Raw genomic sequence first — 25,996 nt, forward strand, 5'->3', positions numbered from 1 at the left:
TAATTCCTCGGCATGGACAAACTTGATCGAAAAATTCTTGCGGAGTTGCAGCGAAACGCTCGCGCTAGCTTGCAGGACATCAGCCAAGCAGTAGGACTCAGTAGCACACCGTGCTGGACCAGAATGAAGCGCATGGAGGAGACCGGCGTCATAGAGCGCTATACCGTCAACCTCAATGCGCAAGCGCTAGGCCTGGGCGACACGGTGATGGTGCAGGTGACGCTGGATAGTCACTCTGACAACACTCTGGAAAAGTTCGGTGAGACGCTAGCTAGCATTCCTGAAGTCATAGAGGCCTATCTCGTGTCCGGAGAGTACGACTACCTGCTGCGTGTGGCTGTCAGGGATACCAAGGACTATGAACGGCTGTTGCGTGAAAAACTTTACAAGATCAAGGGCATTCGACATAGCAAATCGAGCTTTGTTCTGAGGACCCTCAAGAAGGCCGATTTACCACTAGACAGCTAACATCTCTGTGATGAGCCGTTTCGGGTACCGTCATAGTTGGTACTCGCGCGTACTCTCTCGTTCCTGCAGCTGCAGATCGCCTACGAAGACGTTGCAATCGACTGACGTTGCTCTGCGCGCCGAAGTCTCCTCGAAGAAATACTCCTCTCCAATCACAGTGCGTAGTAAAGCTCTCGGTCGTAAAGATCTTGTACGTTCATTTTCTTTACGGTAGCGATTATTTTTGACGCACGTTGAGTCGCAAGGGCGGAAACGTTCCGGAAATTTGAGGGTTACTACTGACTGATGTGTATGGTGAGGCTGGTGGCACAGTCCTTGCGAAAAAGCAGGAGAACCTCCAAGCCCTCCACCGTTATGTACTGTCTCAGCTGAGAACGAGCCGCAGCCCGCACAATTTCAGGTCCTCGTAGAGGCAGCGGAAGAGGCAACACCGACGGAGCAGAGTGAAGCAAGTGACCTGACGGTTATCGAACGCACGCCAGCAGCCAACATAGTAGCCATGCAAGTTGCTATCGAAGAAGAGGTAGATTTCGCGACATTTAGAAAGCGCTACTGGCTCAATGATCAGGGAGGCGTTTCACCAGCGCCATGGTCTGAATTTCATTTTTCTATAAAGATTGGAAGTCTTTCAGATAGAGCGTGGTCGCAAGGAGAGCTGGGAATTGCTTACCTATTTAGTAGAGCAGCGTCCAAACTGGGAGTAAAAACCCACCTTGATCCGGACGAGCTTTTCTTTGCGGAAAAACTGCTTGAAAATCCCGCGAATATTTCCGCAGCAAGGCTTCCAAGTCGAGTTTCACGCCTTCGGCAGTCGGCCGAGTCAGAAGTGAAGAGCCCCACTCTCGGTATTTCCCTGCTCCTCGAAGCTCTTGCACCGACCCATCCGTTCGCGCTTACCGCAAGCGAAGTTACAGATCTAGTCAATCGTGCCAACTACTCCGAACCCACGTTAAAGGCAGTTGTCGCTTTCTTGCTTAACGGATGGGCTTCGGCCTTCGATCCACTAGACGTACTTCGCAACAGCATTCAACAGGCGGCAAAAGCAAGCCCGGCAGCACTGGCAAATATACTTTCAAGTGCTCAAGAATATCTGAGAAATGAGATAGCCGCCCAATGGAGTGCGGCGGGAGGGAGATTGAAACACACTCACTCAAGAAAAGCTTGGACGGACTTCCTGACCGTTTAGGATTCAATCAACACTTTGTGGCTCGCAATGTACCTCCGGCGAATTTTGAATCGAGTCTGGCGCAGGGTATTAGGCTTTTTGGTGGAATAGACAGTGCGGGCTGGAGCACATTTCTGAATCTGAAATCTGAGCGACCAATAATCGCTATTGGTGGCGTGGATTTGCTTACCCTGCTCTCCAACTATGGCGCAAACCTGCGCAAGGGATTCCACTCTTACCTTTGCTCGAGCCGGGTCCGATCTTGTCTCCACCAGGATCTGCATCAACGGCGCGTAATCTGTCGGAGGTGTGGCGCCTTCCGGCTCATCGAAAGAGATTCTGTGGGACGACCTTTCAGCGGGCTTTAGGTCAATGTCCCATTCCGCTGCGATTGTGTCCAAAAAAAGATTGGGGTTGAGTTCAATCGCATTGATCAATGTGTATGCGCTGTCCGATATTTGCTTCCGTTGCTCAATGACAAAAAAGTCGAACTTGCGGGTTTGCTCACGCGTTGCAGGATTATCGAGTTTTCCCCAATTTCGCGTTGCCACCTGCTTAAACGCTTGCTCGGTATCGTCCAGTAGGTTGTACGCATTGGGTTTATTCAACCACTCGTTAAGATATAGGTCAGCCGCATCGATCATCGTTGCCGCTCGTTGGATATCTTGTTTATCTCTATTCATAAGAGCGGCGATATCGTCGTCATTCATGCGTTGAGTTCGCAGATCTCGCACTGCACGTCCAAGCGCCGTCCACTCATAAGGCAGCTTCGTTTCAGGCTGCATTTGCAGGCCTATCTCGAGCTCGAGAATTTCCCTTGTGGTCGCGGACTCGGGAAGAATTAAGCAATTCACGTTGGCGAAACTTCCGTAGGCAGTCCGGTCTGCTTCATAGAGTTCACGCATTGCGCAAAGTCGTCGATTCCCGTTTACCACAACTCCGTCAGCGGTAAGTATTAAATGCTCGGTTTGCTCAGCTACTCTCGCCAATTCGTCATAAATCGGTTTAATACTTTCGCCGCTCCCTCGCTTCGCTTGGTGAAGAAGCAAATCATGCTGCTCTTGCTGCACCGATGGATCTTCTCGTTTAGAGCTGCTAAAGAAACCTTCTGGCACCTTCCCCGAGGCGATCAGACTGAGTTGTTGGTCTCGCGTGCGATAGTTCTCTAAGCGATAGACTGGGTAGTGTTGCGGCAGAGATATCACCGGCAAAATGTCTCTTCCGCCGCGAAATTTATGCTCTTGACGAACAGACTTAGCTTGGAGAGCCTCCTTAACGCGCATGGCTATTTCGGTCATGCGGTCCGTTGGATCCTTCAACCGGATTTTGTAATTTGCAGTCATTGAAAACGCCGTAAGTTTAAATTTGTGGCATTCCCTTAAAGGCCAAAAAACGGCCTCAACGGGGTTGAAGAGATCGATCACCAAGTCAATCTGGGTCATCATGCCACGGTTCAAATGCGGTGTTCGTCACCTCTACTCACGTGTTGTCAGTGGAAACCACTATGGCTACCAAGAAACTTGTGAATTTTCACAATTCATCCCGTCTTTAAAGCAGGCTTGCGGCCCGTCGTCGTTGAGTCGGCGTGGCTTGATGCTCGAACTCGAATCGCGCGGGGCCGCGGTCAATCTTGCAGCGAAATGCCGGAAAGTGTCGCCGTGGCTGTGTGGGTGACGGTCAGCGAATTCCAGCGCTCGCAGCCGATCACATCTCTATGTTTCGCCAGGGCTCAATATGCTACAAGGCACTATCTCACCGATCTGGCCATTGCCCCTGGAACGCCAAGGCAAAAAATCAACCTCGCTCACATAAGCTCAAAACAGATCCGGCGTCTCAGGCGGACGAGCCATCCTCACACTACTACTCTTTGGAACTCTGGGTGGCCATGGCGCTGCAAAAGCGTCCAATGGTCCTTGCCATTGCTCGCGGCAACTTACAGTAACAGGCTGCAATGTGGCGTCGATTTCGATGTTCGCTACACCCATACCCGGCCAACAGCCGCCGGTCAAACGTGTGCCGCCGAATGCCTGCAAGAGACTGACAGCGGCTGTAGAGATTTCCGAAATACTCGCTCCATACCCGGCGTTGACATCGGCAGGTTGGGTGTCGGCAATGTGGCGTCGATTTCGCTGATCGCTGCACCCGCACCCGGCCAGAAGCGGGTATTGGCGAACGGCGGCTTCCGGGAAACACAATTACAAGGCTATGGCTGCCAACGGATGCCCATTCACGGTGGAATCCTGTCAATTCCTAGATATGCCTGAAGTTTCGCCTTGCGAAATTCCTTACGCCGTCCGAGAGCCGATCACAATGTGCTTTTCATGAACGTCCAAGCTAGGCTACAAATCGCGCCCAAGCAAAGCTGCTTTGAGGTCCTTCGAAGCCCTATAAAGGGGTACATATCCACGCAGCAATATTTGGGTGCTGCGCAAATACGCCGCACTGCTGATCTCGATGGAAACGGCACGGGCACGCGCCACAACCGTGGCCATCAAAAGCCCGGCGGGGTTTTCAATACTGACTTCGATGTCGGAAAATTCCCCCATCGGTACCGCGATGCCTTGCGCAATGCGATGGGCCACCGAACCTGGAATCAACGCCGCCGCTGCCAGGCAGCACGCGCCCGACACCGCCATCGACACATGGGCGGTCTGCGGCGTGAAGTAGCGCACCGCCAAATGGCCCCCGTTCAACGGCGCGCCGATGATGCACACCTTCGGCACGGTCTCGCTGCGCTGCATGTCGTCTTCCGTCATCAACTGGCCATCGCGGCGCTTCAACCCCATCCGCAGACCCGCCGCAATCCACACCCGCCGCAACGCGGCCATGAACTCCAGGTCGGCTTCCAACGCTTGCGCAGGTTCGTGCGCGGTCTTGCCAAATTCGGCCGCGTCCGCAATCACCATGGGCACCGCTACATCCACACAGGAAACCGTGTGTCCGTCGATGACGTTGCTCGGCGCTCCTGTCGGCAGTAGCAGCCCCGTCTTGGCTCCGACCGGGTCTTTCAAAAACAAATCTACGCCCGGAAATGCACCGTCGACGCCGGGTATCTCCACCATGACGAAACTGCCGTTCAATTCACGCGTCATCCGCGCGGTCGAGATGACGCCGGTGTTGACGTTTCGAATTTCAATGCTGACCGGCCCGGTTGCTGGCAGATCACTTCCCATCAGCCCGGTATCCAGCGCCCAAAGGGGCAACGCGGCGGACATGTTGCCGCAGTTCACACTCCAATCGATACCGCTGTGGTTGCCCGCCAATTGCGCCAGAGTGCTGACCAGCCGCGGCCCCGCTGGTGTTGACTCCACATCGGCGAAGAAAACCTTGTTGCTGGTCGCCGGACCGCGCCCGAGACCCGTCACCTGCCGATGGCCCGGGATGCGCCCTTCGAGCGGAACGCCCATCAGGTGGCGTAGCAATTCCTCGCGTAGCGTCAGGTCGGCCGGTGCTGCCCGGTCCCACAACACCAGACCGGTTGAAGTGCCGCCACGCATGTGATGCACTGGGAACTCCACCGTGCCCGACTTGAGTCGGGGTTTCAAATTGAACACGTTTTCTGGTAACGCTTCTGGTGACAGCATAAGGAAATATTCAAAATGGAAATATGCTGCGGCGCGGTCTCACCGGATTTCGACGGTGTAGTGAAAACGGTCTGCGGGCACGTACGAGATGCGCCACTCGACCACTGCGCCGCCATGGTCGTGCATGGTGCGCTCGATGCGCATGCACGGCGTCGCCGGGTCTACGCCAAAGATGGCCGCGTCGTCCTTGGAAAGCACACCCATGGACAACTCGTCCACCGCCCGCGAAACGACAACGCCGCACAAGCTGTCATACAGCGGATACAGGAGCGGCGGGGATTCCCGGCGTAGGAAGGCTTCCAGCTTGGCGAACCGCTTCAGCGGCAGCCAGATGTGCTCGACGAGCACCACCTCTTCGCCGTAGGAGCGTGAACGGTGCAGGTAAAGGGTCTTTTCAGAAGCCGCGCGGAGTTGCAGCTTCTCGCGGGCGACTTCATCGCCGGTTTCCGAGCGCAGCGCGATGATGCGTCCCGTTGGCAGTTCTGATTGTTCGGCCCCGCGGAAGCGCACGAACCGCAACATCGAGGCCCGCTCGAAGGCGCGCGTCACGTAAGTCCCCTTGCCGTGAATGCGCTCCACCACGCCTTCCTGTTCTAGCGCCTGGATGGCCTTGCGCATGGTGCCCAGCGAAATTGAAAACTCAATTGCCAGCTTTTCTTCGCTGGGGAGTGCTTCTCCCGCCTTCCACACCCGGTCAGCGATCCGTCGCATCAACTCGTCGCGCACTTGAACATGTCTGGGAAGGCGCTGGTCGATAGCGACCGGAATGGAATTTGGATGAATTGTCATGGTGTCATTCTTCGTTTCTTCTAATTTTACGGGAAAACCCTCGTTTGCTCTTCTAATCATGTTGTCCTATACTCCTACATAGGACATAAAACAAACCAGCGGATTCAGATACAAACCAGGCTGCGTGCACCAGTGTCGAAAGCCGAGGTATTTTTGTAGTCCTCTTCCTTGCCGCCCATGCGGCGTTCCCATTTTCCCCTCGAAGACAAAAGGATTTGAAGTGAAGAAATTAATGATGGCTGCTATAGCTAGTGTGATGACGTTGTGCGTCAGTGGGGTGGCAGCCCAAGCCCAGTTTCCCGACAAGCCGGTCAAAATCATCGTCCCCTTCGCGCCGGGAGGCAGTTTCGATCTGATTGCACGCGACCTATCGACCAAACTCGCTGCCCTATGGGGTCAGCCAGTCGTCATCGACAACCGGGCCGGCGCCGGTGGCAACATTGGAGCGCAGGCAGTCATCGCCGCGCCGGCTGATGGCTATACGCTGCTGTTCTGGGGCGATGGTGTGTTGGCCAATCCGCTGCTGTACCCGAAGCCACCCTTCGATGCCATCAGAGATTTGTCGGGCATTGCTTTGGTGGCGACGGCACCACAGGTGCTGGTCAGCAATCCCAAGAGTGGCCCCAACACCATGAAGGAAGTACTGGCAGCCAAAGAGCCGCTGAACTATGGCACCGCCGGCAACGGTTCGCCCGGCCACCTCGCGGCCGAGCTGATGAAACGCGAAGGGGCAAAACAACTTAGTCATGTCCCATACAAAGGCGGCGGCCAAGCCTTGACTGATTTGATGGGTGGGCAAATCCAGTTGGTATCTACCGGCCTTCCCGCCTGCATCACCTTCATCAAGAGCGGTCGCATTCAAGCCGTGGCGGTGTCGTCGAAGGCGCGCATCAAGAACTTGCCCAACGTCCCGACGGTGTCAGAGACGATTCCCGGCTACGAAGTGGACACCTGGTTCGGTTTCATGGCACCGAAGGCAACACCGGACGCCGTACGCAACAAGGTGGCTTCCGACCTCCGCAAAGTCATGGCGGACCCCGCACTGCAAACGAAGCTCATCGCGGGTGGCTTCGTCCCGACCATCAGCACACCAGTGGAACTCGACGCCAAGATGGTGAAGGACCTGGCGTTCTGGCGTGCCCAGGTCGCCAAATCAGGAGCACGCGCGGAATGAGCGGCAGGCTTTTGCGGCAGTATGGCCCGAGCGTGACCGCCAGACAAATTCGGGTGACGGCAGACGATGGATGCGTGCTGAACCTCCGCGTGCTGCGCGAGGCGCAGTTGAAGACCGCCACACCGGTGGTGTTCGTCCACGCGCTGGCGATGGACGGCGACATGTGGCAAGGCGTGGTCGACGCGCTGGACGAGGACAACAGCCTTTTGAGTGGCGGCATGTACGCGTTGGACTGCCGCGGACACGGCGCGTCTGGAGCCTCGGAAGGCAGCTTCACCACGAAACGGTTCTCCAAGGACCTGGCGGACACCCTGGATGCACTGAGCGCCTCCCGCGCCCACATCGTGGGGTGCTCGATGGGGGGCACCGTAGCGCTCGGGTTTGCCGGTGGTTTTGCGGCCAGGGTGGCGAGCTTGACCGTTATCGATGCCACGGCCTGGTACGGCCCGGAGGCGCCGGCCAACTGGGAAAAGCGCGCTGTGGCCGCTTTGAACGGAGGCATGGTTTCCCTGGTCGACTTCCAGTTGGCGCGCTGGTTCAGTCCTACATTTTTGCAAGAGCAACCTGATCTGGTGCGTGCATCCGTCGGCGTGTTCACCGCGAACCGCGTGCAAGCTTACGTCGGCAGTTGCCGGATGCTGGGTCAAGCCGACGAGCGGGCGGCCCTGGCGAACTACAACGGCCCGGCCGCGGTCGTCGTCGGCGAGGAGGACTACGCTACACCGCTGGCCATGGCAGAGGACCTCGCGTCGCGGCTGGTGGGCGCCCGGTTGACGGTCATTCCCGGCACGCGCCACTACACGCCGCTGGAGGCGCCGGCTCTGGTGGCGGCATGCATCGACAAGGCCATCGGCCGCGCTGGCACCGGCCCGGCTCAATGAGAACCGCAGACGACATCAATCACCAATCCAACGGAGACAACATGAGTTCAAACCTTCACCGCCGCCGGTTCCTGCTGGGTGCAAGTGCATTCACCGGCCTCGCACTGGCTGGCTGCGCCACACGCCCGCCGCGCACCGACGTCTTCGATGCGCATTGCCACATCATCGACACGCGTTATCCCATCATCGCCAACCAGGGCTATACGCCGCCGTCGTTCCCATTGGAGGCATACCAGCAGCAGACGCGGCCGCTTGGTGTCACGGCAGGGGCCATCGTGTCGGGCTCATTCCATGGCAACGACCAGACCTACCTGCGTGCGCTGCTCCCTCGGCTCGGGCCGCGCTGGGTGGGCGTGACCCAGGTGGCGCCGGACGTGCCGGACGAGGAAATTACCAGTCTTGCTGCAATTGGCGTTCGCGCACTCCGGTTCAATATTTTCCGCGGCCGCATCGATGCCGTGGACGACATCGTGTCGCTGGCCAACCGGGCCCACGCTGCCGGCCACTGGCATGCCGAAATTTACGCCGATGCTGCGGCGCTGCGACCCCATGTTGGGAAGCTGTCCAAGCTCCCACAGATTGTCATCGACCACATGGGCATGACGGAAGAAGGTCTGTCGGTGGTGCTTGACCTGGTGGACGCCGGCGCGCGAATCAAGGCAACGGGGTTTGGCCGTGTCACGATGAATGTATCCAGAGCCATCGAACGTATCGCCGCCCGCAATCCGAATGCCTTGATGTTCGGTACGGATCTGCCCTCAACCAGGGCGAAGCGGCCGTTTGAAGTTGCAGACATCGCATTAGTCAAAGACGTGCTAGGACCAGCGCTATCCAAAAGGGCGCTTTGGGACAATGCAGTGAGCCTGTACCGACCATCCGTGTGATATTGCCCGCAGTGCCGCGCTGAAATGCTGAGGCCTATTGCGACAACCTTTCATCCCAACGTTACCAGCAGCGGCAATCAACATCATGTCAATTTCTACTGAAATCATCAATACCTTCGCGCCGACTGGAAAACTGCGGGCGTCCATCAACCTGGGCAATCCCATCCTGGCGAACATGGGGAAGGACGGCAAGCCGTTCGGCGTGTCGATTGATTTGGCCCATGAATTCGCGCGTCAACTCGGAGTCGTGGTCGAGCTGGTGGTGTTCGACACCGCCGGAAAATCAGTGGAGGCGGTGACGAATCAAGATTCCGATTTCGGCTTCTTTGCGATTGACCCGGTGCGGGGCGCAGACATCGCGTTCACAGCCCCGTACTTGCTCATTGAAGGCGCTTACCTGGTTAAGGATGCGTCGCCGATACGCGACAACACCGAAGTCGACCGCCCCGGCAACCGGATCGTGGTGGGTAAAGGCAGCGCGTACGACCTTTACCTCACACGCGAGATCAAGCAGGCCCAGCTGGTTCGGGCACCTACCTCACCAACTGTCGTTGACACTTTCATTAAGCAGGGAGCCGAAGTGGCAGCTGGCGTGAAGCAGCAACTCGAATCAGACACGCATCGAATTCCCGGACTGCGTCTGCTGCCTGGCTGCTTCATGGTGATCCAGCAAGCGATGGGCATCTCAAAAGGACGTGGCGAAGCGGCCGCGTTGCTATTGCACCATTACGTGGAAGACAAGAAGGCCAACGGCTTCGTGGCAGAAGCACTGGCTCGACACGGTATTCAAGGCGCATCGATCGCATCGGAAAAAACATAACGAAACTCGTCAAGGTGGAGAAGCGTAGCAACCCGGCACACCGGAACCATTCTTGTCGATGACAACTGGAGTTGGCGTACCTTGCACTGGACGATGCTGATGATCGTCCGTTGATCATCGACCAACCCGAAGAGAACCTCGATCCGAAGTCGGTCTTCGATGAACTGGTCTCGTTGTTCGTTGCAGCTAAGTCGAAACGGCAGGTGATCATGGTTACCCACAATGCCAATTTGGTCATCAACAGTGACGCGGACCAAGTCATCGTAGCTGACGCGAGCTCATCTTCTGACGGCGGTCTTCCATCGTTCAACTATGTTGCCGGTGGACTAGAGGACGCCGGGATACGCAAGGCCGTGTGCGACATACTCGAAGATGGCGAAAAAGCATTCAGGGAGCCCGCGCGTCGTCTTCGAGTACGGCTCGAACGGTAACGGCTCTCAATTGAGCCTGGTCAGATCCCGTGGCAGGTCAATTAAAGCGCTGACTTCAGCCATCGCTGCATTGTTGACTTGAGCGCGCCGGGTCTGGAATGTCAGCTTTGTTGCGGTCAGTTACGCCATGTGTATTTCCGGTTTGGGCACCTTGCTGGCGGCGACGAATGACGGCTGACTGGCATGCCAAAATTCAAAACTGAGCTTCCAGAAAGCAGCCGTTGGTCAGTACCCGCTTTCGCTGCAATCCAGTCCTTCATATCTGCGTCATCGATGACTGCAATGGGTCGCCAAGAGCCGGTCATGAACGACCGTTGACTGGAAATCAATTGGGTTGCCGGCATTCCGACACCGCCGATCGGCAGCAAACAACCGTATATCACGCCCCGGCCTCCTTGATCGTAATTGTCGACCGCTGGCGATTCTGTGGACGCCTCTTCCGCATGCCGGCCCCGCGCACCGAATGCCGGGCTTTTCGAGGTTCTTACGTCTGCTCAGGACCTCAAAGCGGCCGCATGATGGTCTTCGAAGCAGACATGGTCAACCGAACAGCAAACAGGTGGACGAAAATAGCCCTATGCACACGCACCCCGCAACGACTCGCCCGCTCCCAACACAGCTAGAAACTGATCGCTTAATCCTGCGTCCTTGGCTCGACGGCGATCGCGCGCCTTTCTCGGCCATGTCAGCTGATCCCGAAGTGATGGCGCACCTGCTAGCCTTTGTTTCGCCTGAGGCCGTCAACGGCTGGATCGCTCGCCAACAAGCTCATCTGGAGGCGCACGGCTTTTGCTTGTGGGCCATCGAGTCCAAAGAATCGGGCGAGTTCATGGGTGCGGCCGGGCTGCTGCACATTGGCTACGACGCCCATTTCACCCCCGCCGTGGAAGTGGGCTGGCGTGTGGCCCGCCGATTCTGGGGCAACGGATATGCCCCAGAGGCCGCATGCGCGGCCATTAGCTTCGGATTCGAGCACCGCGGGCTTCAAGAGATCGTCGCTAACACGGTGCCGACCAATCGCAATTCGCGCCGTGTGATGGAAAAGCTCGGCATGTCATACGACCCTGTGGACGATTTCGACCACCCATTGGTGCCGGCGGACAACCCACTGCGAAGACAACTTCTGTATCGGCTACCACGCGAACGTTGGTCGAGGCGCCCAGAATAATCCACATCTGATTCCGCCAAGGAGTTGCACGCTACCGTAAGCTGATCGCCGAAATCTTCGACTAGTGGACTGTAACGATTGAATCGGAAGCGCTCTACACAGGGAAAAGTTCACTCTCTTTTCTCCGTTACAGGCCACTAGATACTCACTCTCGACTCAAAACGACTAAGTGCTTATCAATAGTTACCGATATCGTCTACAGTCGCTCTGATCGGGGGTTTTTCGTCGTATGCCGTCTTACGACGAACGACCTCTGCTGATGTCAATCGGAAGTGGTCATGGGGAAGTAATCCTTGTTTTTCAATCCGGCGAATTGCACCAAGGGAAAACGACCCATGAGTGAAATCCAGCTTGACTTCGCGAAGGTAGAGAGCCGCAAGCAGTGCTCGGCCATTTTTCAGCAAAAGGGCCTCCCAAGGTGCGAGTAAAAGGAAATCGAGGGTGCCGTTGGTGCTGGTATGGGCCACGCACAACTTCCCCGCACAGCGCAAGCAGCGGTTCAACATGCCCACGCCCGCGCGGTCCGGGCCGCCACTGATCATGTCCGCAGGCAATAGCACTGGTGAAGCGCAATGCGGACAAGCATCCTCAAGAAGGCAGTAGTGTTCTGGACACCAACGCCAGGCCTTGAAGCGCCAGTGCAGGGGAAGATGCTTTTCCCTCTGCCCAAACAGACACGACGGGCAAAAGCGATAACGCGGAGCCCCTTCATGAGAGAAGAGATACTTGGCTCCCTTGCGATCCAAGCTGGCAACCCCGAGGAACATCTTCCGGATGAGATGAAAGTCCTTATGCGGCAGACCGCAAAGTCCCGCGATGCGCCGCATATTCCCCCGTACAAAGGCAATATCTGTATCGCCTTTGAGAGGCAGCTCAAAGTACTTAAGGAGCTCGCTCAACGAAATACCTTGGCGTAGCGCCAGCCGGCTTAGCCACGAGCTTGGTGACTCTGCCATCTGTAGCGCCGGAATCCCAACCAACTCTTTCTTGTATTTAGACATGGGACCACCCGAAGTCGATTTGGCTAAATTCGGGCATCCGCCCCATCATGCGGCCAGTGAGCACCTCGCCGTATAAAGCACTGACCAGGTAGCGCGCGACCTGGCGCTCACTCTCATTGACGGATTGAAGGGCAATCTGCTCGATCAGCGTTCTACTGACCAAAGGTTCGAGCCCCTGCCAAGCGGTGGTGCCGCCAATGGCTACTGCGCGAAGCCGGCCTATCCCCCTGGTAGCGACTTGCGCCCAGTAAGCAGTCCGAGCTGTCCGTCTGGTGATGCAGCTTGGACAAGGTTCAAAGGGCCTGGCCCGACTACCAAACGCGTGGACAATGCCGAGAAGACCACCCAACCCTAATCCACCGAGCCAAAGGGGGAGCTGACATGCAGCCAGAGCGCTGAGCTTGTCAGTGGTTTCGGACCAGTTTTCAAGCAACGAGGACAGCGCAAGCGCATCCGGCAATTCTGGGGAAATTGGCTGATTTTTTCGTTCAAAAGGCCGGCCGCACTGGCACAAGTCGATTGCCGGGCGGTCCCAGCGTAATACGGACTTGCAGTAAGAACAGGCGTCGATCAACGGACAGCTGTGGCGAGTGCATGCAGTCACCAAGGTCATTTCCCAACCAAGCCGGCATAGACCATCGAGGTGAACACAGTGAGGGCAGATCTGTGGCTCCCGAAGCCGAAGCTGGTTTCGAAATAGAAACACCTCGCCCGCCTGGCTATAACACCGCCGCCCGTTAGACCGCCGCTCGCCTGCCAAGGCATTGGCAAGCCAGCCGGTGGAACACCCCAAGATCCAGGCTAGTTCCGGGGCGTAGCGGGCATCCAGCGGCTTGCCATAGCCGATGCCCGCACTACGTCTAAGCCAATGGAGATTCAAGCCATTCTGGCGCACCGCGCGCAAGCAGTAGCCGGAGCCGGATTCGCCCTCGAGCGGATCGGCACGGATAGGAAGTTGTTCATGCATAGGGGTTGGGGGACGCGCAGTCAAAGCCCTGTATGGATGTGAATCCCTTGGCGAGCGAATGCACGTCCAAGCTAGACAGCCCTGCGTTGGCGGCCACCAACGCGCCTTCCGTCAGAAGGCGTTTTATGCGCCGCGGGCTTCCCCCGGTGGCAACATGCAGCCGCGCGCCTTCCTTTGGATCTTCTAGAAGGCTAAGGTCAAAAGTCTGACATTGCTTCCTAAATGCTCTGAGGAGACCCATCCACTCTTTGTCAGCCGCAAAGTACCGCAGCTGATGGCGGGCTGAGATGCGGTCGCCCAGATGTGAATCCACGGAATCCAGTCGATCAAGCGCATCCGTGCCAGCAAGAACCAGCCCGACCTTGCAGTCATCCATCAGGTCACGCAAAAAAAGTGTGGCACTTGGTTCGGAATCAGCGCCGAATCGAAGGCGCTGGTTCAGCAGCCGATGCGCCTCATCGATAAATATCAGGCGCGTTCCTTTCTCCCGGATCAAGTCCTGGACGAGGTAACTTCTCGCATACACGGTCCCATTGGAGCCAGACCTGAATGGGTATTTATATGCGCGCAGCAGAGCGCCGACGATCTGCCCGGCCGTAGGACGGTCCCCAACGCGGATGCCAACAGCACCGAAGCCAGGACTGAACAGGGTCGACCGCGGGAGGCTATCCCGGAACCACCGAAAAAGCGCGGACTTTCCGCTTCCAGTCGGTCCAATCAATCGCAGCCCGTGAGCCATGGTGACTTCAGGCGCCAACTGAAATACCCTGTCAAGTAGTGCGAGTCCCCCCGAAAACTGAAGATGGTTCACATAAATGCGATCGATGGGAAGTGCCACTTTCAAGGCGTGCTTTGAGTACAGCTGCAAGCGTCGGGTCACAAGCTGAGCCTCGTCGGCTTCGATCTCGTCAAAGCTGACTGTTTGTTCGATAGGTGGTTGTTCGTTGTCCATTTTCTGCAATCAGGTTGAGCGCCGTTGAAAAGCGCCATGTTGATACTCAAGGTGACTCACCGGCGGGACATTTCAAAGGTCTCGAAATCTGGAATGTCCTCACAGGAAATACTCAATTCCTCACGCGCAAGAACCGTCTCTGCCGCCCTGGGAAAAGTGACGGTCCCCGACGCGAGACTGAACAAGGTCGACCGCGGCAAGCTATCCCGGAACTACCGAAAAAAGCGCAGACTTTCCGCTTCCAGTCGGGCCAATCAAACGAATCCCGTGAGCGATGGTGACTTCTGGCGCCACCTGACATAGCCTGTCAAGTAATGCGAGTCCATCCGAAAACCGGGGGTGGTTCACATAAATGCGATCGATGGGAAGTGCCACTTGCAAGGCGTGCTTTGAGTACAGCTGCAAGCGTCGGGTCACGAGCTGAGCCTCGTCGGCTTCGATCTCGTCAAAGCTGACCGTTTTTTCGATAGGTGGTTGTTCTTTGTCCATTTTGCAATCAGGTTGAGCGCCGTTGAAAAGCGCCATGTTGATACTCAAGGTGACTCACCGGCGGGACATTTCAAAAGTCTCGAAATCCGGAATATCCTCACAGGAAATACTCAATTCCTCACGCGCAAGAACCGTCTCTGCCGCCCTGGGCAACGTACGAGCGGTTGTTCCCAAGACAATCTGATCCGAAGACAGCCCACTAAACTTTGCAAGCGTGCGCGTGTCGCTGCTACGGTTCTTTTTCGCCAAGCCATTCATCCAGAGCTCATGCAGCTCCTGACGAGCCCGAAAAAGCTGCTCGTAGCCACCGCCGTCCACGTGTTTTTCGCGTGCGTGTTTCCGGATCAGCCGGTGCTGGATCCAGGAGAGGCCTTGGGTGTAGTCCTGCCGGATGCTTGGCACGGGCAACCACTGCTTGTTGGACGGATCCTGCAAGTAGATAAAAGACAGGTCGTCCGGATTCCACTTGACAAGTGTTTTGAAGCGGCTCCCCACGATCTTTTTGAGGCACATCACATCGGATGACGAGTACGTGAGTCCTTGGAGCTCCACCCCGCCCGGACCAACAGTCAAGGTTTTACTCATGGCTGCAATCAGATCCAGTTGCTCAAACGAGGTCAGGAAGGCCGGCGGGGGAAGCATGTCCAGCCCTTCCTTGAAGCATTCGAATGGCGTCAGGAGCCGGCGACTGTTGAGCTCGAACGGATAGACATCGACGACAAACTTGATCAGCCCTTTGACGAAATCGGAGAACATGATCGCGGCATCCTCTGAAGGATTGATGTTCAGCACGTTGTCCATCGGCTTGCGCACCCGCCCCTTAATCAGCGTCAAATGATCCAGATTGGCAAAAAATCGCTCAACTTTTGGCTTCAGCCAAGGCGTCCGCACGCGGCAGTATTCAATGTCCATACCCAGCTCCCAAGCCGCCAGCTGAAACTGCGGCGAGTGGAACTCCAGCCCGTTATCCAGCAAGATCGTTTCGCCAATGCCAAATGCAATCCAGGGTTGGGTCGTCCCCGCAGCGGCAGCAAGTTCATCCTTGGGCCGGATTACGTTCTTCAAAACATTCAGCACGCTGGTAAGACCGGGCCCATAGAAGGAAACATAGAGGCCAACGACATAGCCACTCAGACTGTCCACGACAATCGTTAAGGTAGGACGCCCCAGCGGTAATCCGGTTCGGTCGCAAAGAATTACCCAATTGAGCGGTGTATGGTCACACTCCAGGCGCTGCATAACGCGAGTTGCTTGAACACCCTCCACGGTGGTTCGGTATTTGGCCCTCGCATAATTCAACCCGTATCGCGCTCTGTCCACGTCGTAGGCCGGAAATTCCGCAAGTCGTCTGGCGACCGTGCTTAAACTGACCGAAGCCTCTTGAGGGGTGAGTTTTCCGCTTTTGTGAAGCTTTTCTGCGGCCACGTGGATTTGGTCTAACGTGTGCTGTAGCGTGTGCCGTGCCTTTGTAAGGTAAACACTCCTCAGCTTTTGAATAATCAGGTCGTCAATTAGTGGATGTGTTCTCCGGTTCCTACGCCGGCATCTATTGCGAGAGAGCAAATTCGCAGGATTCATCGATGACAGTTCAAACTTCCGCATCCAACCAAGTACCGTGGAAGTACTGGGTGGTTTTTCGTCCTTCAGATTCGCCGCAATCTCGGGAATAACTTTCCCGACCTTGGCGCGTTGCCCGCGGGACAGTTGCCGCTTTCGCATCGCCCTGACGTAAGCCATCCGTCGTTCTAGTGCCGTTCTGTCCGTGTCGGCCAGCGATGACAGGTCAGTCACTAACGCAGGCGACCGATTCGCACTGGACGGGTCTGCGGCACGCGCCTCTTCTGCCAACACCGGCAACAACTGCTTGGCAAGCACCCCCGCATAGAACCGCGAGAGCCGCATGGTTTGCACCTGGCGGGTCAACTGATCCTCGAATTGGACCTTCGTGTCGTTGTCCAGAAGACGGACAAATTCAAGCGTTCGTGCGCCACGGCGCACAACCAAACCAGCTTCCAAACTGATGAGCGGCATTTGTAATCTCCTGTTGAATGGGATAAACGAGGTCGTCTGCACTGAGCAACACTCGGTGATCGGCCGTGACGTAGCGGCGCGCGAGCAGGTGATAGAGCTGGTACTCCGATATCTGTAGGGCTTTGGTCAGCTTCCCGATTGCCACGCCGGCCGGATACCGGTCAACAAGCGCAATGGCACGATGAACCACGTCGCCAGCGATGGCATGCATGGCATACCGTCGAATCAGTGAAGCCCTCTGAGCACGGAAGTCACCGTCAATCTGCCCCTGATGCACCACAAAGAAAATCAGGTCACGCTCCGCCAGAAGCGTTGCGATAGAGTCCAATCGCTCTTTGAGTGCCTTGATCTTCTCGGACCTCTTCACTTCCACCACCACGCGCTGGCCATTGATGAAGGTCAGCAAGAAGTCGGGGGTGTAGAACTGTCTAGGCTTCTTTAGAGGAAGCTTGAACGGCTGGTGCGCAATGGTCGCCAAGCCCGGGAAAAGCATGGCTCGGTGCACAAAATGCTTTTCGAGGCGGCTTTCGTGTTCGATAGGCCGATCCTGGAACCATGGACAATTGATGAGTCCCACGGTTCGCTTGGGCGACCGCGTGACGACCTGGCGAGCGGCCTCTGTTTTTTTTGGCATGAGTTTCTCCATCAACGCGCAAATCGCGTTGTGTTCAGTTTTTGGGGTGAACGAAGCCTTGACGGAGGCTTTGGAGAAACTTACTATTCAGGTTCTTGACTTCTGAACTGTTTGTTTTTCCTAGACTCGGCCAATTGACCTCGTGAGGGGTTGATTGGTCGTTTTTACATTTCAGACTCCTCCAATATCGTTAGCAGTCTTTGGGTGGTTTTCGGCGTCAGCGTGTCGGCCTGTGCGGCCAACCGCAGCGCCACCAGACGTACGTGCTCAGGCAAGAACTTGGACGTGCGTATTTCGCAAGCGCGCTCCTGCCTTGCGGACTGTTCAAGCGCTATGGTTTCTTCTGCCCCTAGACCAAGAGCAGTCGCTATGCGCCGGACAGTCAGAGTAGGCGGTGGCCTTAAGCGGCAATTTTCTATAGATGACAGGTACGACTTCGATAGTCGAGCGACCCTGGCTACCTGAGCCTGGCTGATGGCCTCTTGCTCTCTGAAAGTGAACAAAAGTTCACCGAACCTCCGCGCTGGGAGGCCTTCCAGAGAAAGCATAGGTCGCCGCAATTCGGCGTCTTTTTGCTGGGCCATAGATATCTGAACATCTTACATTAGCTCCACTTTCTAACAGTAATGCTATAGTTTTAGCACATATTAGATATCTTTTACACAACAATAAATTCCGTTTGACTCGCCCAAATACGGTATGTGCCGCCAGCAATTCCAGCGGCTGAAACCTCTTCGTTCCACTGGGGAAACTGACCGTCCGCAACATCAATGGGATGCTCAGCTCACGCGGATTAATGACGCCAGAGATTCAACTTAACAACGATGGACCTCACCGTTACCGAGAGCTAGAGGAGCCCAGGCTCGCGCCGCCACGGATGTAGCACACCATCGATGTCGAGGAAGAGCATCAAGCCGCTCATAAATAGGAAATGCTCATCGCACGCGCGAAAGCTCCTCGGCCACCACATCGAGGAAGAGCTTGGACCTTTCGTCGGGAGTCAGGGCGTCATATCCAGGTGGCGAGCCGCCCAGCATCATTTCGATGGGGGTCAATCCGGCAAATATCTTTTGTGGGGTCCGCAGGAAACTCCAAAGAAGGGTGATGGAGACGCCGGCGTCGCGGTATTTCCGGATGATTTGCTTCAGCAGCGACTTGTCCAGACGTTCATCGAGTTGAAACGCGGGGTAGCGCCGGCCACCGGCTCGGCCTGGCGCCCGGGCGGCGAAGAGATCGCCCGCGACTTCTCGCTCACGAACTACCTCGGGCGTGCAGTTCATTCGGTCGGCCATTTCCTCGGCTGTCAGCACACCGTATAAATGCGCAAAGCGGCCGGGGTTCTGGCTGTCGATGGCTGGTTGAGGCTGCTCGACAGCGGTCGCAATTTCTCCCTGGGGCATTTGATCGATACTCCAAGGGGCGCGCACTCTAAGCCAAGTACCCAGGGTTGCACGCAAACAGGTCTCGCATAAATCGATTTCGACTCGATTCCCATCACCAAAAATCGAGTCATAGCCCGCGTCAAAGCCGATGGACGTCATTAGCTCGAACCCGGGCTCGCTACGATGGACTTCTTTGCCACATCGATCGCACCGGATCTGATGGACTACGCTCACTGCGTCAATACCTTTGAGCTGCATCGAATACTCCTGGTGAAATGACAAACGACTGCGTGCACGCCCGGTTTAATGCCTGCTTAGCCACCACCGGACGAAATCCGACAAGTCGGCATGCGTGGAATCGACAGCACTCAAGTGCTGTCCGATGTTCGGACTGCCTTTGGGCTCCCGGAGAACCAGCGCCTTGTGAATGCTTCCATCCACACCTACCATGTACGGGAGATAGTCATCGACAAAGGCAACTGGCTTCAACCGATCCAGAACGTCGGCTTTCGGGCTGCGTCCCCCCAGGGAATGTGCGGTAGCAAACACTTTCTCAATCGGGAAATCGTGCTGGCGCAAATTCCGGAGTCGGGCATCCGCAAGATCTTCTGCTAACGCAGTCACGCAGACCAGGTCGTAACCCCGATCGCGTAAGCGATGGCAGGCCTCGACGGCAGAGGCCAGTGGCGGAATCGTGCTCCAGAAATCGACATCGAAGTTAGCCCGGAATTGCTCCAGCTCCTCTCCGCTAAGCCTTTCGACATTCCATCGATCTATTGCCCAGTAAGCCTCGATGTCTCGTTCGGCGGGATATCTGCCAGTCGCTCTCTCCCAGGCCTTGGCGTAGGCCAGGTTGTAGTCCAGCAGGACCCCGTCACCATCCAGCGCAATAAGAGGTCTTGGGTCCATTGCTAAGAGCTCCTTGGACTGAACGTTCTGGGCCGTACACAACGGACCGTCCGTTAATGCAAATACCTCACGCCACCCTCACATTCCAGACGTGAATCCCCATCAAGCGGGATCAGCTCCGCGGGCAGATCGCTCACCTCAAGCCTTGTACGGTCATTGAGCGCGGCTCTTCCAACCGCTTCCTCGACCACCTGGTAGATTTCCCTGGGGGTCAGGTGCGCAATCCGCAGCACCACCTCCCGTTTGGGCGGTGCAAAGCCCGGCGATGCCGTTTTCTCAATCGCGCTAGCCGCCACCGAAAACGCCAGCGAGATGGCCTGCTCGGCCGTGGGGTGGACGATGTGAAACTCCCTAAACCGCGACCGCAGCGAGGAGGGGATGGACGTCACGCGGTTTGCGGTGGCAATCCAGGTCACCAGACTGGCGTCGAAGACGAAATCCAGGGAGGCATCGCGAACCTGCGTGGCCGTGCTGGGTTCCAGCAGGCTGTGTAAGGGCGCCAGGGGATCGTCTTTGGTGTCCCGTCCCACCTTGTCCAGCTCGTCGAGCAGCACCACCGGGTTGGCGCAATCGCCCAGGCACAGCAGATCGAACAGAACGCCTATGTCGGAGGTCGACCACTTTCTGTCCAAGCCTAAGAGCGTGGCATTGGAGACAGATCCATCCCAGGCGCAGCGGCGGCAGACGGTGCCCAAGGCGTCGGCCAGGTCGCGCGTGAAATGTGACTTGCCCAGCCCCGGTCCGCCGAACAGCAGGATAGGGGGTATGCGCAAGGGTTTTGCATTCGCCCGGCATCGGACGACCTGGACTTTGACGAAATCAATCACCGGCCCAAAATGGGGATGCCGGCCCGCCAGCCTGTCGAAAGGCGCCAGGCTGGGATCGGACTGGAAGGGATTGATGATCCTGCGCAAGGGCCCCTTGGCCTTCAGTCGCTCCACGATCTCCAGGTCTCGCACCCTGATCCCCTCATCGGGCGTCAGCTTGGTCCGGAGAACCACCGCCTCGGGCTCCGTTGTGGCGTAGGTCAGATGTTCGAGCTGGGGGTCGAAATCGATGCCGGGCACAAACGATTCAGGGGGAGCGTTTTTTGCCGGAACCGGCGCCGCAGTCAAGACCGCCGCGGCCGCCGTTTTCTCTTCACTCGCGCGATCGGCCATTTCATACCGGGAAGCCTGCCTTTCCCGGCCTTCCCTTGCTACTTTACGTTTTGCCTCATCCAGCATTCTTGCCTCGTCATTGAAATGATCCACCAGGTGCTGGGGAAGAAAAATCTCAATGCTGCAACTCTGGCTGTCAAGTCTCTCACCGCGAACGGTTCTTCGTATCTTCTCGAAGCCTGGCGGCTTCTCATCCATGTCATCGTCACTCATTTCGGACTCCTGCTGATGGGGGAGGAGCCCGAGCCACTTGCCTTAACTAGTCATCCGCAAGCTCTATAGGCCCGAACCCCTCTGAGTTAAAGAGGAAGCTGGCTTTGCAGGTTTGGACAGACCGGGAATTCATGATGCTGGATCTAATTCCGCGCCGGACCATGCTGCGCAAATGAGGACGGATTGGCGTCATAGGTGAAGCGCATGCTCATGGCGAGCACCGAGCGCTTGACTGAGGAGGTCGTTGCGACTTGAGAAAAGCTGTCTTCTTGGGAGCCAAGGCAGCGATTTGGTTTTATCAGATTCAACATGGTGAAACCGTTTTTGAGGACTTCTAGAGTACTCAAAAGCTCGATGTCACGCAACTTTTTTTCGAAAAACCCTATTTAAATCAATAGGTTACAAAAAAACCTCATCCACCAAAAGTTCAGAGTTAAGTGAGAAAAGTTCAAAGTTAGCCGAGAATCGACATCAGCCCGCAACGGACCGTCATTTCACAGCCTTTGCGCAACCTCCCGCCTTGAAAACTGCCTTAAATGCCTCTATGATTAGCACTCGATGGTATTGAGTGCTAACAAAGCGCATTCAAGCCACCAAGTTAACAAGCACTCACTTTCGTTGAGTGCTTTTTGATTCTCAAAAACCATTGTCCTCAAACAAGGAGCTCTCATGAAACTTCGTCCTTTGCACGACCGCGTGATCGTCAAACGCGTGGAAAACGAAACCAAAACCGCCTCTGGCATCGTCATTCCTGACAGCGCCGCTGAAAAGCCTGATCAAGGCGAAGTCCTGGCCGTGGGCCCGGGCAAGAAAAACGACAAGGGCGATTTGAGCCCGATGGCCGTCAAAGTGGGCGACCGCGTGCTGTTTGGCAAATACAGCGGCCAGACTGTCAAGGTCGGCGGCGACGAGCTGCTCGTGATGAAAGAAGACGACCTGTTTGCGGTCGTTGAGAAGTAATTTCTCGGCTCTTTCAATCCCTCATCAACTGAATCTGGAGAATTAAACATGGCAGCAAAAGACGTCATTTTCGGCGGCGAAGCCCGCGCACGCATGGTCGAGGGTGTGAACATCCTGGCCAACGCCGTCAAGGTAACCCTGGGCCCCAAAGGCCGCAACGTGGTGCTCGAGCGCTCTTTCGGCGCCCCTACCGTGACCAAGGACGGTGTGTCCGTTGCTAAAGAAATCGAACTCAAGGACAAGCTGCAGAACATGGGCGCACAGATGGTCAAGGAAGTCGCTTCCAAGACGTCTGACATCGCAGGTGACGGCACCACGACCGCTACCGTTCTGGCTCAAGCCATTGTTCGCGAAGGCATGAAATATGTCGCCGCCGGCATGAACCCGATGGATCTGAAGCGCGGTATCGACAAAGCTGTGACGGCACTGGTCGAAGAGCTGAAGAAAGCATCGAAAGCCACCACCACCTCCAAGGAAATCGCCCAGGTCGGCTCGATTTCCGCCAACTCTGACGAAGCCATCGGCAAGATCATTGCCGATGCGATGGACAAAGTCGGCAAGGAAGGCGTGATCACCGTGGAAGACGGCAAATCGCTCGAAAGCGAACTCGACGTCGTTGAAGGCATGCAGTTTGACCGCGGCTACCTGTCGCCTTACTTCATCAACAACCCTGAAAAGCAGTCCGCGATTCTGGACAACCCGTTTGTTCTGCTCTACGACAAGAAAATCAGCAACATCCGTGACTTGCTGCCTACCCTGGAACAAGTCGCCAAGGCTGGCCGTCCGCTGCTGATCATCGCTGAAGAAGTTGAGGGCGAAGCCCTGGCTACGCTGGTGGTCAACACCCTGCGCGGCATCCTGAAAGTGGTCGCTGTCAAGGCGCCAGGCTTCGGCGACCGCCGCAAAGCCATGCTGGAAGACATCGCCTGCCTGACCGGCGGCAAAGTGATCGCTGAAGAAGTTGGCATGTCGCTCGAAAAAGTGACACTGGCCGACCTCGGCACGGCCAAGCGCATCGAAGTGGGCAAGGAAAACACCATCATCATCGACGGTGCCGGTGAAGCCAAGGACATCGAAGCCCGCGTCAAGCAGGTTCGCGTTCAGATCGAAGAAGCGACCAGCGACTACGACCGTGAAAAACTGCAAGAGCGCGTGGCCAAGCTGGCCGGCGGTGTTGCCGTGATCAAGGTTGGCGCTGCCACCGAAGTCGAAATGAAAGAAAAGAAAGCCCGCGTCGAAGACGCCCTGCACGCTACCCGCGCTGCCGTGGAAGAAGGCATTGTGGCTGGTGGCGGTGTGGCGCTGCTGCGCGCCAAGCAGGCTGCTGGTGCCATTAAGGGCGACAACGCTGACCAGGAAGCCGGCATCAAGCTGGTGCTGCGCGCCATCGAAGCGCCTCTGCGCGAGATTGTGTACAACGCAGGCGGCGAAGCCTCTGTGGTGGTGAACGCTGTGTTGGCCGGCAAGGGCAACTACGGCTTCAATGCAGCCAACGACACCTACGGCGACATGATCGAAATGGGTATTCTGGACCCCACGAAAGTGACCCGTACGGCCCTGCAGAACGCTGCTTCCGTCGCATCGCTGATGCTGACGACCGAAGCCATGGTGGCCGAGGCTCCGAAAGATGAGTCTGGCGCCGGCGGCGGCATGCCAGGCGGCATGGGTGGAATGGGCGGCATGGGCGACATGGGCATGTAATGTCCAGCTGAGCCGGCTCACCCCGGTTCAGACGCCAACAGGCCAAAAGGCCGCGGTGCTTTCGCCCCGCGGCCTTTTTTATGCGTCCGTGCGCAGAACTTCGGAGGTCTGGCTAAAAAGGTATCTGCAGGGCTGCGCCCACCGACCAGCCGCGGATGTCGCTTTGCGACAAAGTGGTGCTGTACAGCAAGTTCCATTGCATGCCACCGCCCAGCAAGCCCTTGACACCCAGCGTCGCCAGTGCAAACTGGCCGTCCGGCCTGTCGCCATCGACGGTGATGGTGTTGCTCGCATAGCTGCCCATCGTCACGCGCAGGGGGTCATGGTTCAGGTCTTTTTCCAGGCTGACACGGGCGAACGGCTTGATGCGCCCCATGTCGTAAGTGCCATTGAACCCCAGCGACACACGCCGGGATTTGTAGGTGGTGTCGCCAAAACTGAAGGCCAGCGGACCGGGCGCTTCGGTGTAAGCCTTCACCTTCACGCTTTCCTCGGTCAGCGACAGCGTAGGGCCGCCAGAAAAGCGGCCCGACTTCACGATGTAGCCGCCGCCCACGCGCATTGACGCATAGTTGCCGGTCGTTTGTCCCGTCGAGGAAACCAGCAACTGCGTCGACCCCAGCCGGACATCGCGGTGAACGTTGTCAAAGTCAATATCGCCATAAGCCAGTGCCGCATTCAGGTACCACTCGGGCGACAAGGCCACGGTGGCGTAGGCCCCCATGGTGGTGAGCCGGGTTTTGAAGCCGCCGGTGTTTTCCGAGAATGACAAATCGCCATCCGCATGCGACAGCACCAGCCCGGCCAGTGCATTGGGCGCCAGCGTGATGTCGCCGCCGACCAGCGCCACGGTGGTTTTGGCTTCATTGCCCATCCGCACGCCCAGCGTCGAAGCCCCGAAGCGGCCGCTCTCCAGCGCGGTGTACATCTCAAGATGGCCCTTTGGGCGAAGCACGATTTTGCTGTCGTCGGACTGGCCGACCAACAGCGCACCCGATGTCAGGCGCCCTTCCAGCGTCTGCGCATGTTGCCGGATGGCGACCAGCGGCGCCACCGCCAGCGTGCTGTTCTGGCCCGCGGCACGCATGCTTGCCAGCGTCACCTGGGCAAAAATCTTGTGCGTTGCCGAGGTCGGATGCACCCCATCGGCGAACACATAGGTATCGGCCTCCGGGGGATTGACGCACAGGAGCGATGAGCTGCCGGGCGGCAGGCAGGCCGGCTGGGTCGCAGCATTCAGCGCGGTAAAACCGTAGGCAGCAGGCCGCGCGCGCAGATCGTTGAGCACCCTGTTGGTGTCAAACACCAGCACATTGCGCCCGACGGTGGCCTGTAGCAGTTGCTGGTTGAAGGTGTCAGACATCGCCGTCAGCAAGCCGGCGCCCGCAGGCCCTTGCGAAAGTCCGAATGGCGTGACGCCCAGATCCGGCAGCGTGTTGACGAGGATCAGTTTGGCCCCTGCCGCCTGCAGGCGCATGATCTGGGCGTTCAGGTCACCGGCCGAGGTGCCGACATTGACCAGCGCCGAGGGCACCGGCAAGCCCAAGCCCACCGCGCCGTATTGGGTAAATATGTCGTTGGCTCCGGCCCAGACCGTGACAAAGGCCTTGCCGTCAATGCGGCCGCCGGTGTCGGCCAGCAGACGGTCAACCTGGCTGCTGACCGGGTCGGCCGTGAACCAGACGCCGGCTCCGACCCCCACGCCAGGACTCAGCAAAACCCGCGAGCCACCCTGTGCGTAGTTGGTTCCGCCGTTGGGAGTCCGCGTGGGTGCGCCACCCTGGTTGACGATCGCCGCCTCGCTGGAAAGTCCCAGCGACTGGCCCAGGTACTGCGTCCAGACCAGCCCCGGGTTGGTGGTGAAGCGGCCGGAACCGGGCACAAACAATTGCGTGGTCGGCGCATACGTGCCGGCGTCGCTCAAGCTGTCGCCAATAGAGTAGAGATTGCTGATGAGCTGGGCCTGGGCCGAAAAGGCCAGAAGGCAGGCTGCGGCGGTCAGGCTGTAACGGATTGGTTTTTGCATGAAATATTAGAAAGAATAATTAAGCATCAGGCCAAAAAGAATCGCCAAAAAAAGGTCGCCAAAAGGATTGGATTGAATCGCGATCCAGTCGCATTGGCTACTAGGGCTAACCTCATCACCGCGGCATAGGCATACAGGGGCGGCAGGAATATAAGCACGCCCCATGCCGGCCGATGCCCGCAAGCCGCTGATCCCCCAAGGCAGGCC

The 25,996-nt window shown here is 57.1% G+C and carries 24 protein-coding genes and 1 pseudogene; 10 read left to right on the forward strand and 15 right to left on the reverse strand.

Annotation, left to right across the window (positions count from 1 at the left end):
* Positions 1 to 12: 12 nt before the first annotated feature.
* Both AC1DUR_RS07765 and AC1DUR_RS07770 read left to right on the forward strand, forming a co-directional pair.
* Positions 13 to 468, forward strand: a complete 456-nt coding sequence (locus AC1DUR_RS07765; protein ID WP_477721506.1) for an Lrp/AsnC family transcriptional regulator — start codon at positions 13 to 15, stop codon at positions 466 to 468.
* Positions 469 to 967: 499 nt separating this feature from the next.
* Entirely contained in the window at positions 968 to 1,654 is a 687-nt protein-coding gene (locus tag AC1DUR_RS07770; RefSeq protein WP_477721507.1) for a hypothetical protein, read from the forward strand.
* On the opposite strand, the gene AC1DUR_RS07775 is transcribed toward AC1DUR_RS07770, so the two are convergent.
* The 3 genes from AC1DUR_RS07775 to AC1DUR_RS07785 all read right to left on the reverse strand — a co-directional run bounded on the left by AC1DUR_RS07775 (position 1,651) and on the right by AC1DUR_RS07785 (position 6,006).
* Positions 1,651 to 3,078, reverse strand: a complete 1,428-nt coding sequence (locus tag AC1DUR_RS07775) for a hypothetical protein (RefSeq protein WP_477721508.1) — start codon at positions 3,076 to 3,078, stop codon at positions 1,651 to 1,653. The genes AC1DUR_RS07770 and AC1DUR_RS07775 overlap by 4 nt on opposite strands.
* Positions 3,079 to 3,972: 894 nt before the next feature.
* Positions 3,973 to 5,217, reverse strand: coding sequence for a PrpF domain-containing protein (locus AC1DUR_RS07780; RefSeq protein ID WP_477719715.1), 1,245 nt, complete (start codon positions 5,215 to 5,217; stop codon positions 3,973 to 3,975).
* A 39-nt stretch (positions 5,218 to 5,256) separates the two neighbouring features.
* Positions 5,257 to 6,006 carry a GntR family transcriptional regulator gene (locus AC1DUR_RS07785; protein WP_477719714.1) on the reverse strand — a complete coding sequence of 250 codons (750 nt, stop codon included), beginning with the start codon at positions 6,004 to 6,006 and terminating at the stop codon, positions 5,257 to 5,259.
* A 220-nt stretch (positions 6,007 to 6,226) separates the two neighbouring features.
* Between AC1DUR_RS07785 and AC1DUR_RS07790 the strand changes: the two genes are divergently transcribed.
* The 6 genes and pseudogenes from AC1DUR_RS07790 (at position 6,227) to AC1DUR_RS07815 (ending at position 11,364) form a co-directional block, all read left to right on the forward strand.
* Entirely contained in the window at positions 6,227 to 7,180 is a 954-nt protein-coding gene (locus tag AC1DUR_RS07790) for a Bug family tripartite tricarboxylate transporter substrate binding protein (protein WP_477719713.1), read from the forward strand.
* Positions 7,177 to 8,061: an alpha/beta fold hydrolase gene (locus AC1DUR_RS07795; protein WP_477719712.1), complete on the forward strand. Its 885-nt coding sequence runs from the start codon at positions 7,177 to 7,179 to the stop codon at positions 8,059 to 8,061. The genes AC1DUR_RS07790 and AC1DUR_RS07795 overlap by 4 nt, the downstream gene beginning before the upstream one ends.
* 41 nt (positions 8,062 to 8,102) lie before the next feature.
* On the forward strand, positions 8,103 to 8,945 hold the full coding sequence (locus AC1DUR_RS07800; RefSeq protein WP_477721509.1) for an amidohydrolase family protein: 843 nt from the start codon (positions 8,103 to 8,105) through the stop codon (positions 8,943 to 8,945).
* An 85-nt stretch (positions 8,946 to 9,030) separates the two neighbouring features.
* Positions 9,031 to 9,765: an ABC transporter substrate-binding protein gene (locus tag AC1DUR_RS07805; protein ID WP_477719710.1), complete on the forward strand. Its 735-nt coding sequence runs from the start codon at positions 9,031 to 9,033 to the stop codon at positions 9,763 to 9,765.
* A gap of 65 nt (positions 9,766 to 9,830) precedes the next feature.
* A pseudogene (locus AC1DUR_RS07810) lies at positions 9,831 to 10,196 on the forward strand (AAA family ATPase); the annotation flags it as partial.
* Between the two features lie 577 nt (positions 10,197 to 10,773).
* Positions 10,774 to 11,364, forward strand: coding sequence for a GNAT family N-acetyltransferase (locus AC1DUR_RS07815; RefSeq protein ID WP_477721510.1), 591 nt, complete (start codon positions 10,774 to 10,776; stop codon positions 11,362 to 11,364).
* Positions 11,365 to 11,540: 176 nt separating this feature from the next.
* On the opposite strand, the gene AC1DUR_RS07820 is transcribed toward AC1DUR_RS07815, so the two are convergent.
* The 11 genes from AC1DUR_RS07820 to AC1DUR_RS07870 all read right to left on the reverse strand — a co-directional run bounded on the left by AC1DUR_RS07820 (position 11,541) and on the right by AC1DUR_RS07870 (position 21,467).
* A complete protein-coding gene (locus AC1DUR_RS07820) occupies positions 11,541 to 12,365 on the reverse strand; it encodes a TniQ family protein (RefSeq protein WP_477721511.1) in 825 nt (274 codons plus the stop codon).
* Positions 12,358 to 13,332, reverse strand: coding sequence for a TniQ family protein (locus AC1DUR_RS07825; RefSeq protein ID WP_477721512.1), 975 nt, complete (start codon positions 13,330 to 13,332; stop codon positions 12,358 to 12,360). Before AC1DUR_RS07825 ends, AC1DUR_RS07820 begins: the two co-directional genes overlap by 8 nt.
* The gene (locus tag AC1DUR_RS07830) at positions 13,325 to 14,284 is read right to left on the reverse strand and encodes a TniB family NTP-binding protein (RefSeq protein WP_477721513.1); all 960 of its coding nucleotides are present in this window, start codon (positions 14,282 to 14,284) and stop codon (positions 13,325 to 13,327) included. Before AC1DUR_RS07830 ends, AC1DUR_RS07825 begins: the two co-directional genes overlap by 8 nt.
* Before the next feature lie 201 nt (positions 14,285 to 14,485).
* Complete coding sequence (locus tag AC1DUR_RS07835) at positions 14,486 to 14,809, reverse strand: hypothetical protein (RefSeq protein ID WP_477721514.1); 324 nt, start codon at positions 14,807 to 14,809, stop codon at positions 14,486 to 14,488.
* An 18-nt stretch (positions 14,810 to 14,827) separates the two neighbouring features.
* Positions 14,828 to 16,804, reverse strand: a complete 1,977-nt coding sequence (locus tag AC1DUR_RS07840; protein WP_477721515.1) for an integrase catalytic domain-containing protein — start codon at positions 16,802 to 16,804, stop codon at positions 14,828 to 14,830.
* Complete coding sequence (locus AC1DUR_RS07845; protein ID WP_477721516.1) at positions 16,746 to 17,438, reverse strand: Tn7 transposase TnsA N-terminal domain-containing protein; 693 nt, start codon at positions 17,436 to 17,438, stop codon at positions 16,746 to 16,748. The genes AC1DUR_RS07840 and AC1DUR_RS07845 overlap by 59 nt, the downstream gene beginning before the upstream one ends.
* A 164-nt stretch (positions 17,439 to 17,602) precedes the next feature.
* The gene (locus tag AC1DUR_RS07850) at positions 17,603 to 18,022 is read right to left on the reverse strand and encodes a helix-turn-helix domain-containing protein (RefSeq protein ID WP_477721517.1); all 420 of its coding nucleotides are present in this window, start codon (positions 18,020 to 18,022) and stop codon (positions 17,603 to 17,605) included.
* Positions 18,023 to 18,373: 351 nt separating this feature from the next.
* Positions 18,374 to 19,078, reverse strand: a complete 705-nt coding sequence (locus tag AC1DUR_RS07855; RefSeq protein ID WP_477721518.1) for a hypothetical protein — start codon at positions 19,076 to 19,078, stop codon at positions 18,374 to 18,376.
* Positions 19,079 to 19,123: 45 nt separating this feature from the next.
* Positions 19,124 to 19,729 carry an HAD family hydrolase gene (locus tag AC1DUR_RS07860; protein ID WP_477721519.1) on the reverse strand — a complete coding sequence of 202 codons (606 nt, stop codon included), beginning with the start codon at positions 19,727 to 19,729 and terminating at the stop codon, positions 19,124 to 19,126.
* Positions 19,730 to 19,782: 53 nt separating this feature from the next.
* Positions 19,783 to 21,102 carry an AAA family ATPase gene (locus AC1DUR_RS07865; RefSeq protein WP_477721520.1) on the reverse strand — a complete coding sequence of 440 codons (1,320 nt, stop codon included), beginning with the start codon at positions 21,100 to 21,102 and terminating at the stop codon, positions 19,783 to 19,785.
* A 143-nt stretch (positions 21,103 to 21,245) separates the two neighbouring features.
* Entirely contained in the window at positions 21,246 to 21,467 is a 222-nt protein-coding gene (locus tag AC1DUR_RS07870; RefSeq protein WP_477717643.1) for a hypothetical protein, read from the reverse strand.
* 304 nt (positions 21,468 to 21,771) lie between these two features.
* Between AC1DUR_RS07870 and AC1DUR_RS07875 the strand changes: the two genes are divergently transcribed.
* On the forward strand, positions 21,772 to 22,062 hold the full coding sequence (locus tag AC1DUR_RS07875; protein ID WP_477717642.1) for a co-chaperone GroES: 291 nt from the start codon (positions 21,772 to 21,774) through the stop codon (positions 22,060 to 22,062).
* 48 nt (positions 22,063 to 22,110) lie between these two features.
* Complete coding sequence (gene groL, locus AC1DUR_RS07880; protein ID WP_011481718.1) at positions 22,111 to 23,763, forward strand: chaperonin GroEL; 1,653 nt, start codon at positions 22,111 to 22,113, stop codon at positions 23,761 to 23,763.
* Positions 23,764 to 23,875: 112 nt separating this feature from the next.
* Here the strand turns inward: groL and AC1DUR_RS07885 are convergent, their stop codons facing one another.
* Entirely contained in the window at positions 23,876 to 25,789 is a 1,914-nt protein-coding gene (locus AC1DUR_RS07885) for an autotransporter domain-containing protein (RefSeq protein WP_477717641.1), read from the reverse strand.
* Between the last annotated feature and the right edge of the window lie 207 nt (positions 25,790 to 25,996).

This window comes from Polaromonas sp. P4_F4 (genome assembly GCF_056401355.1).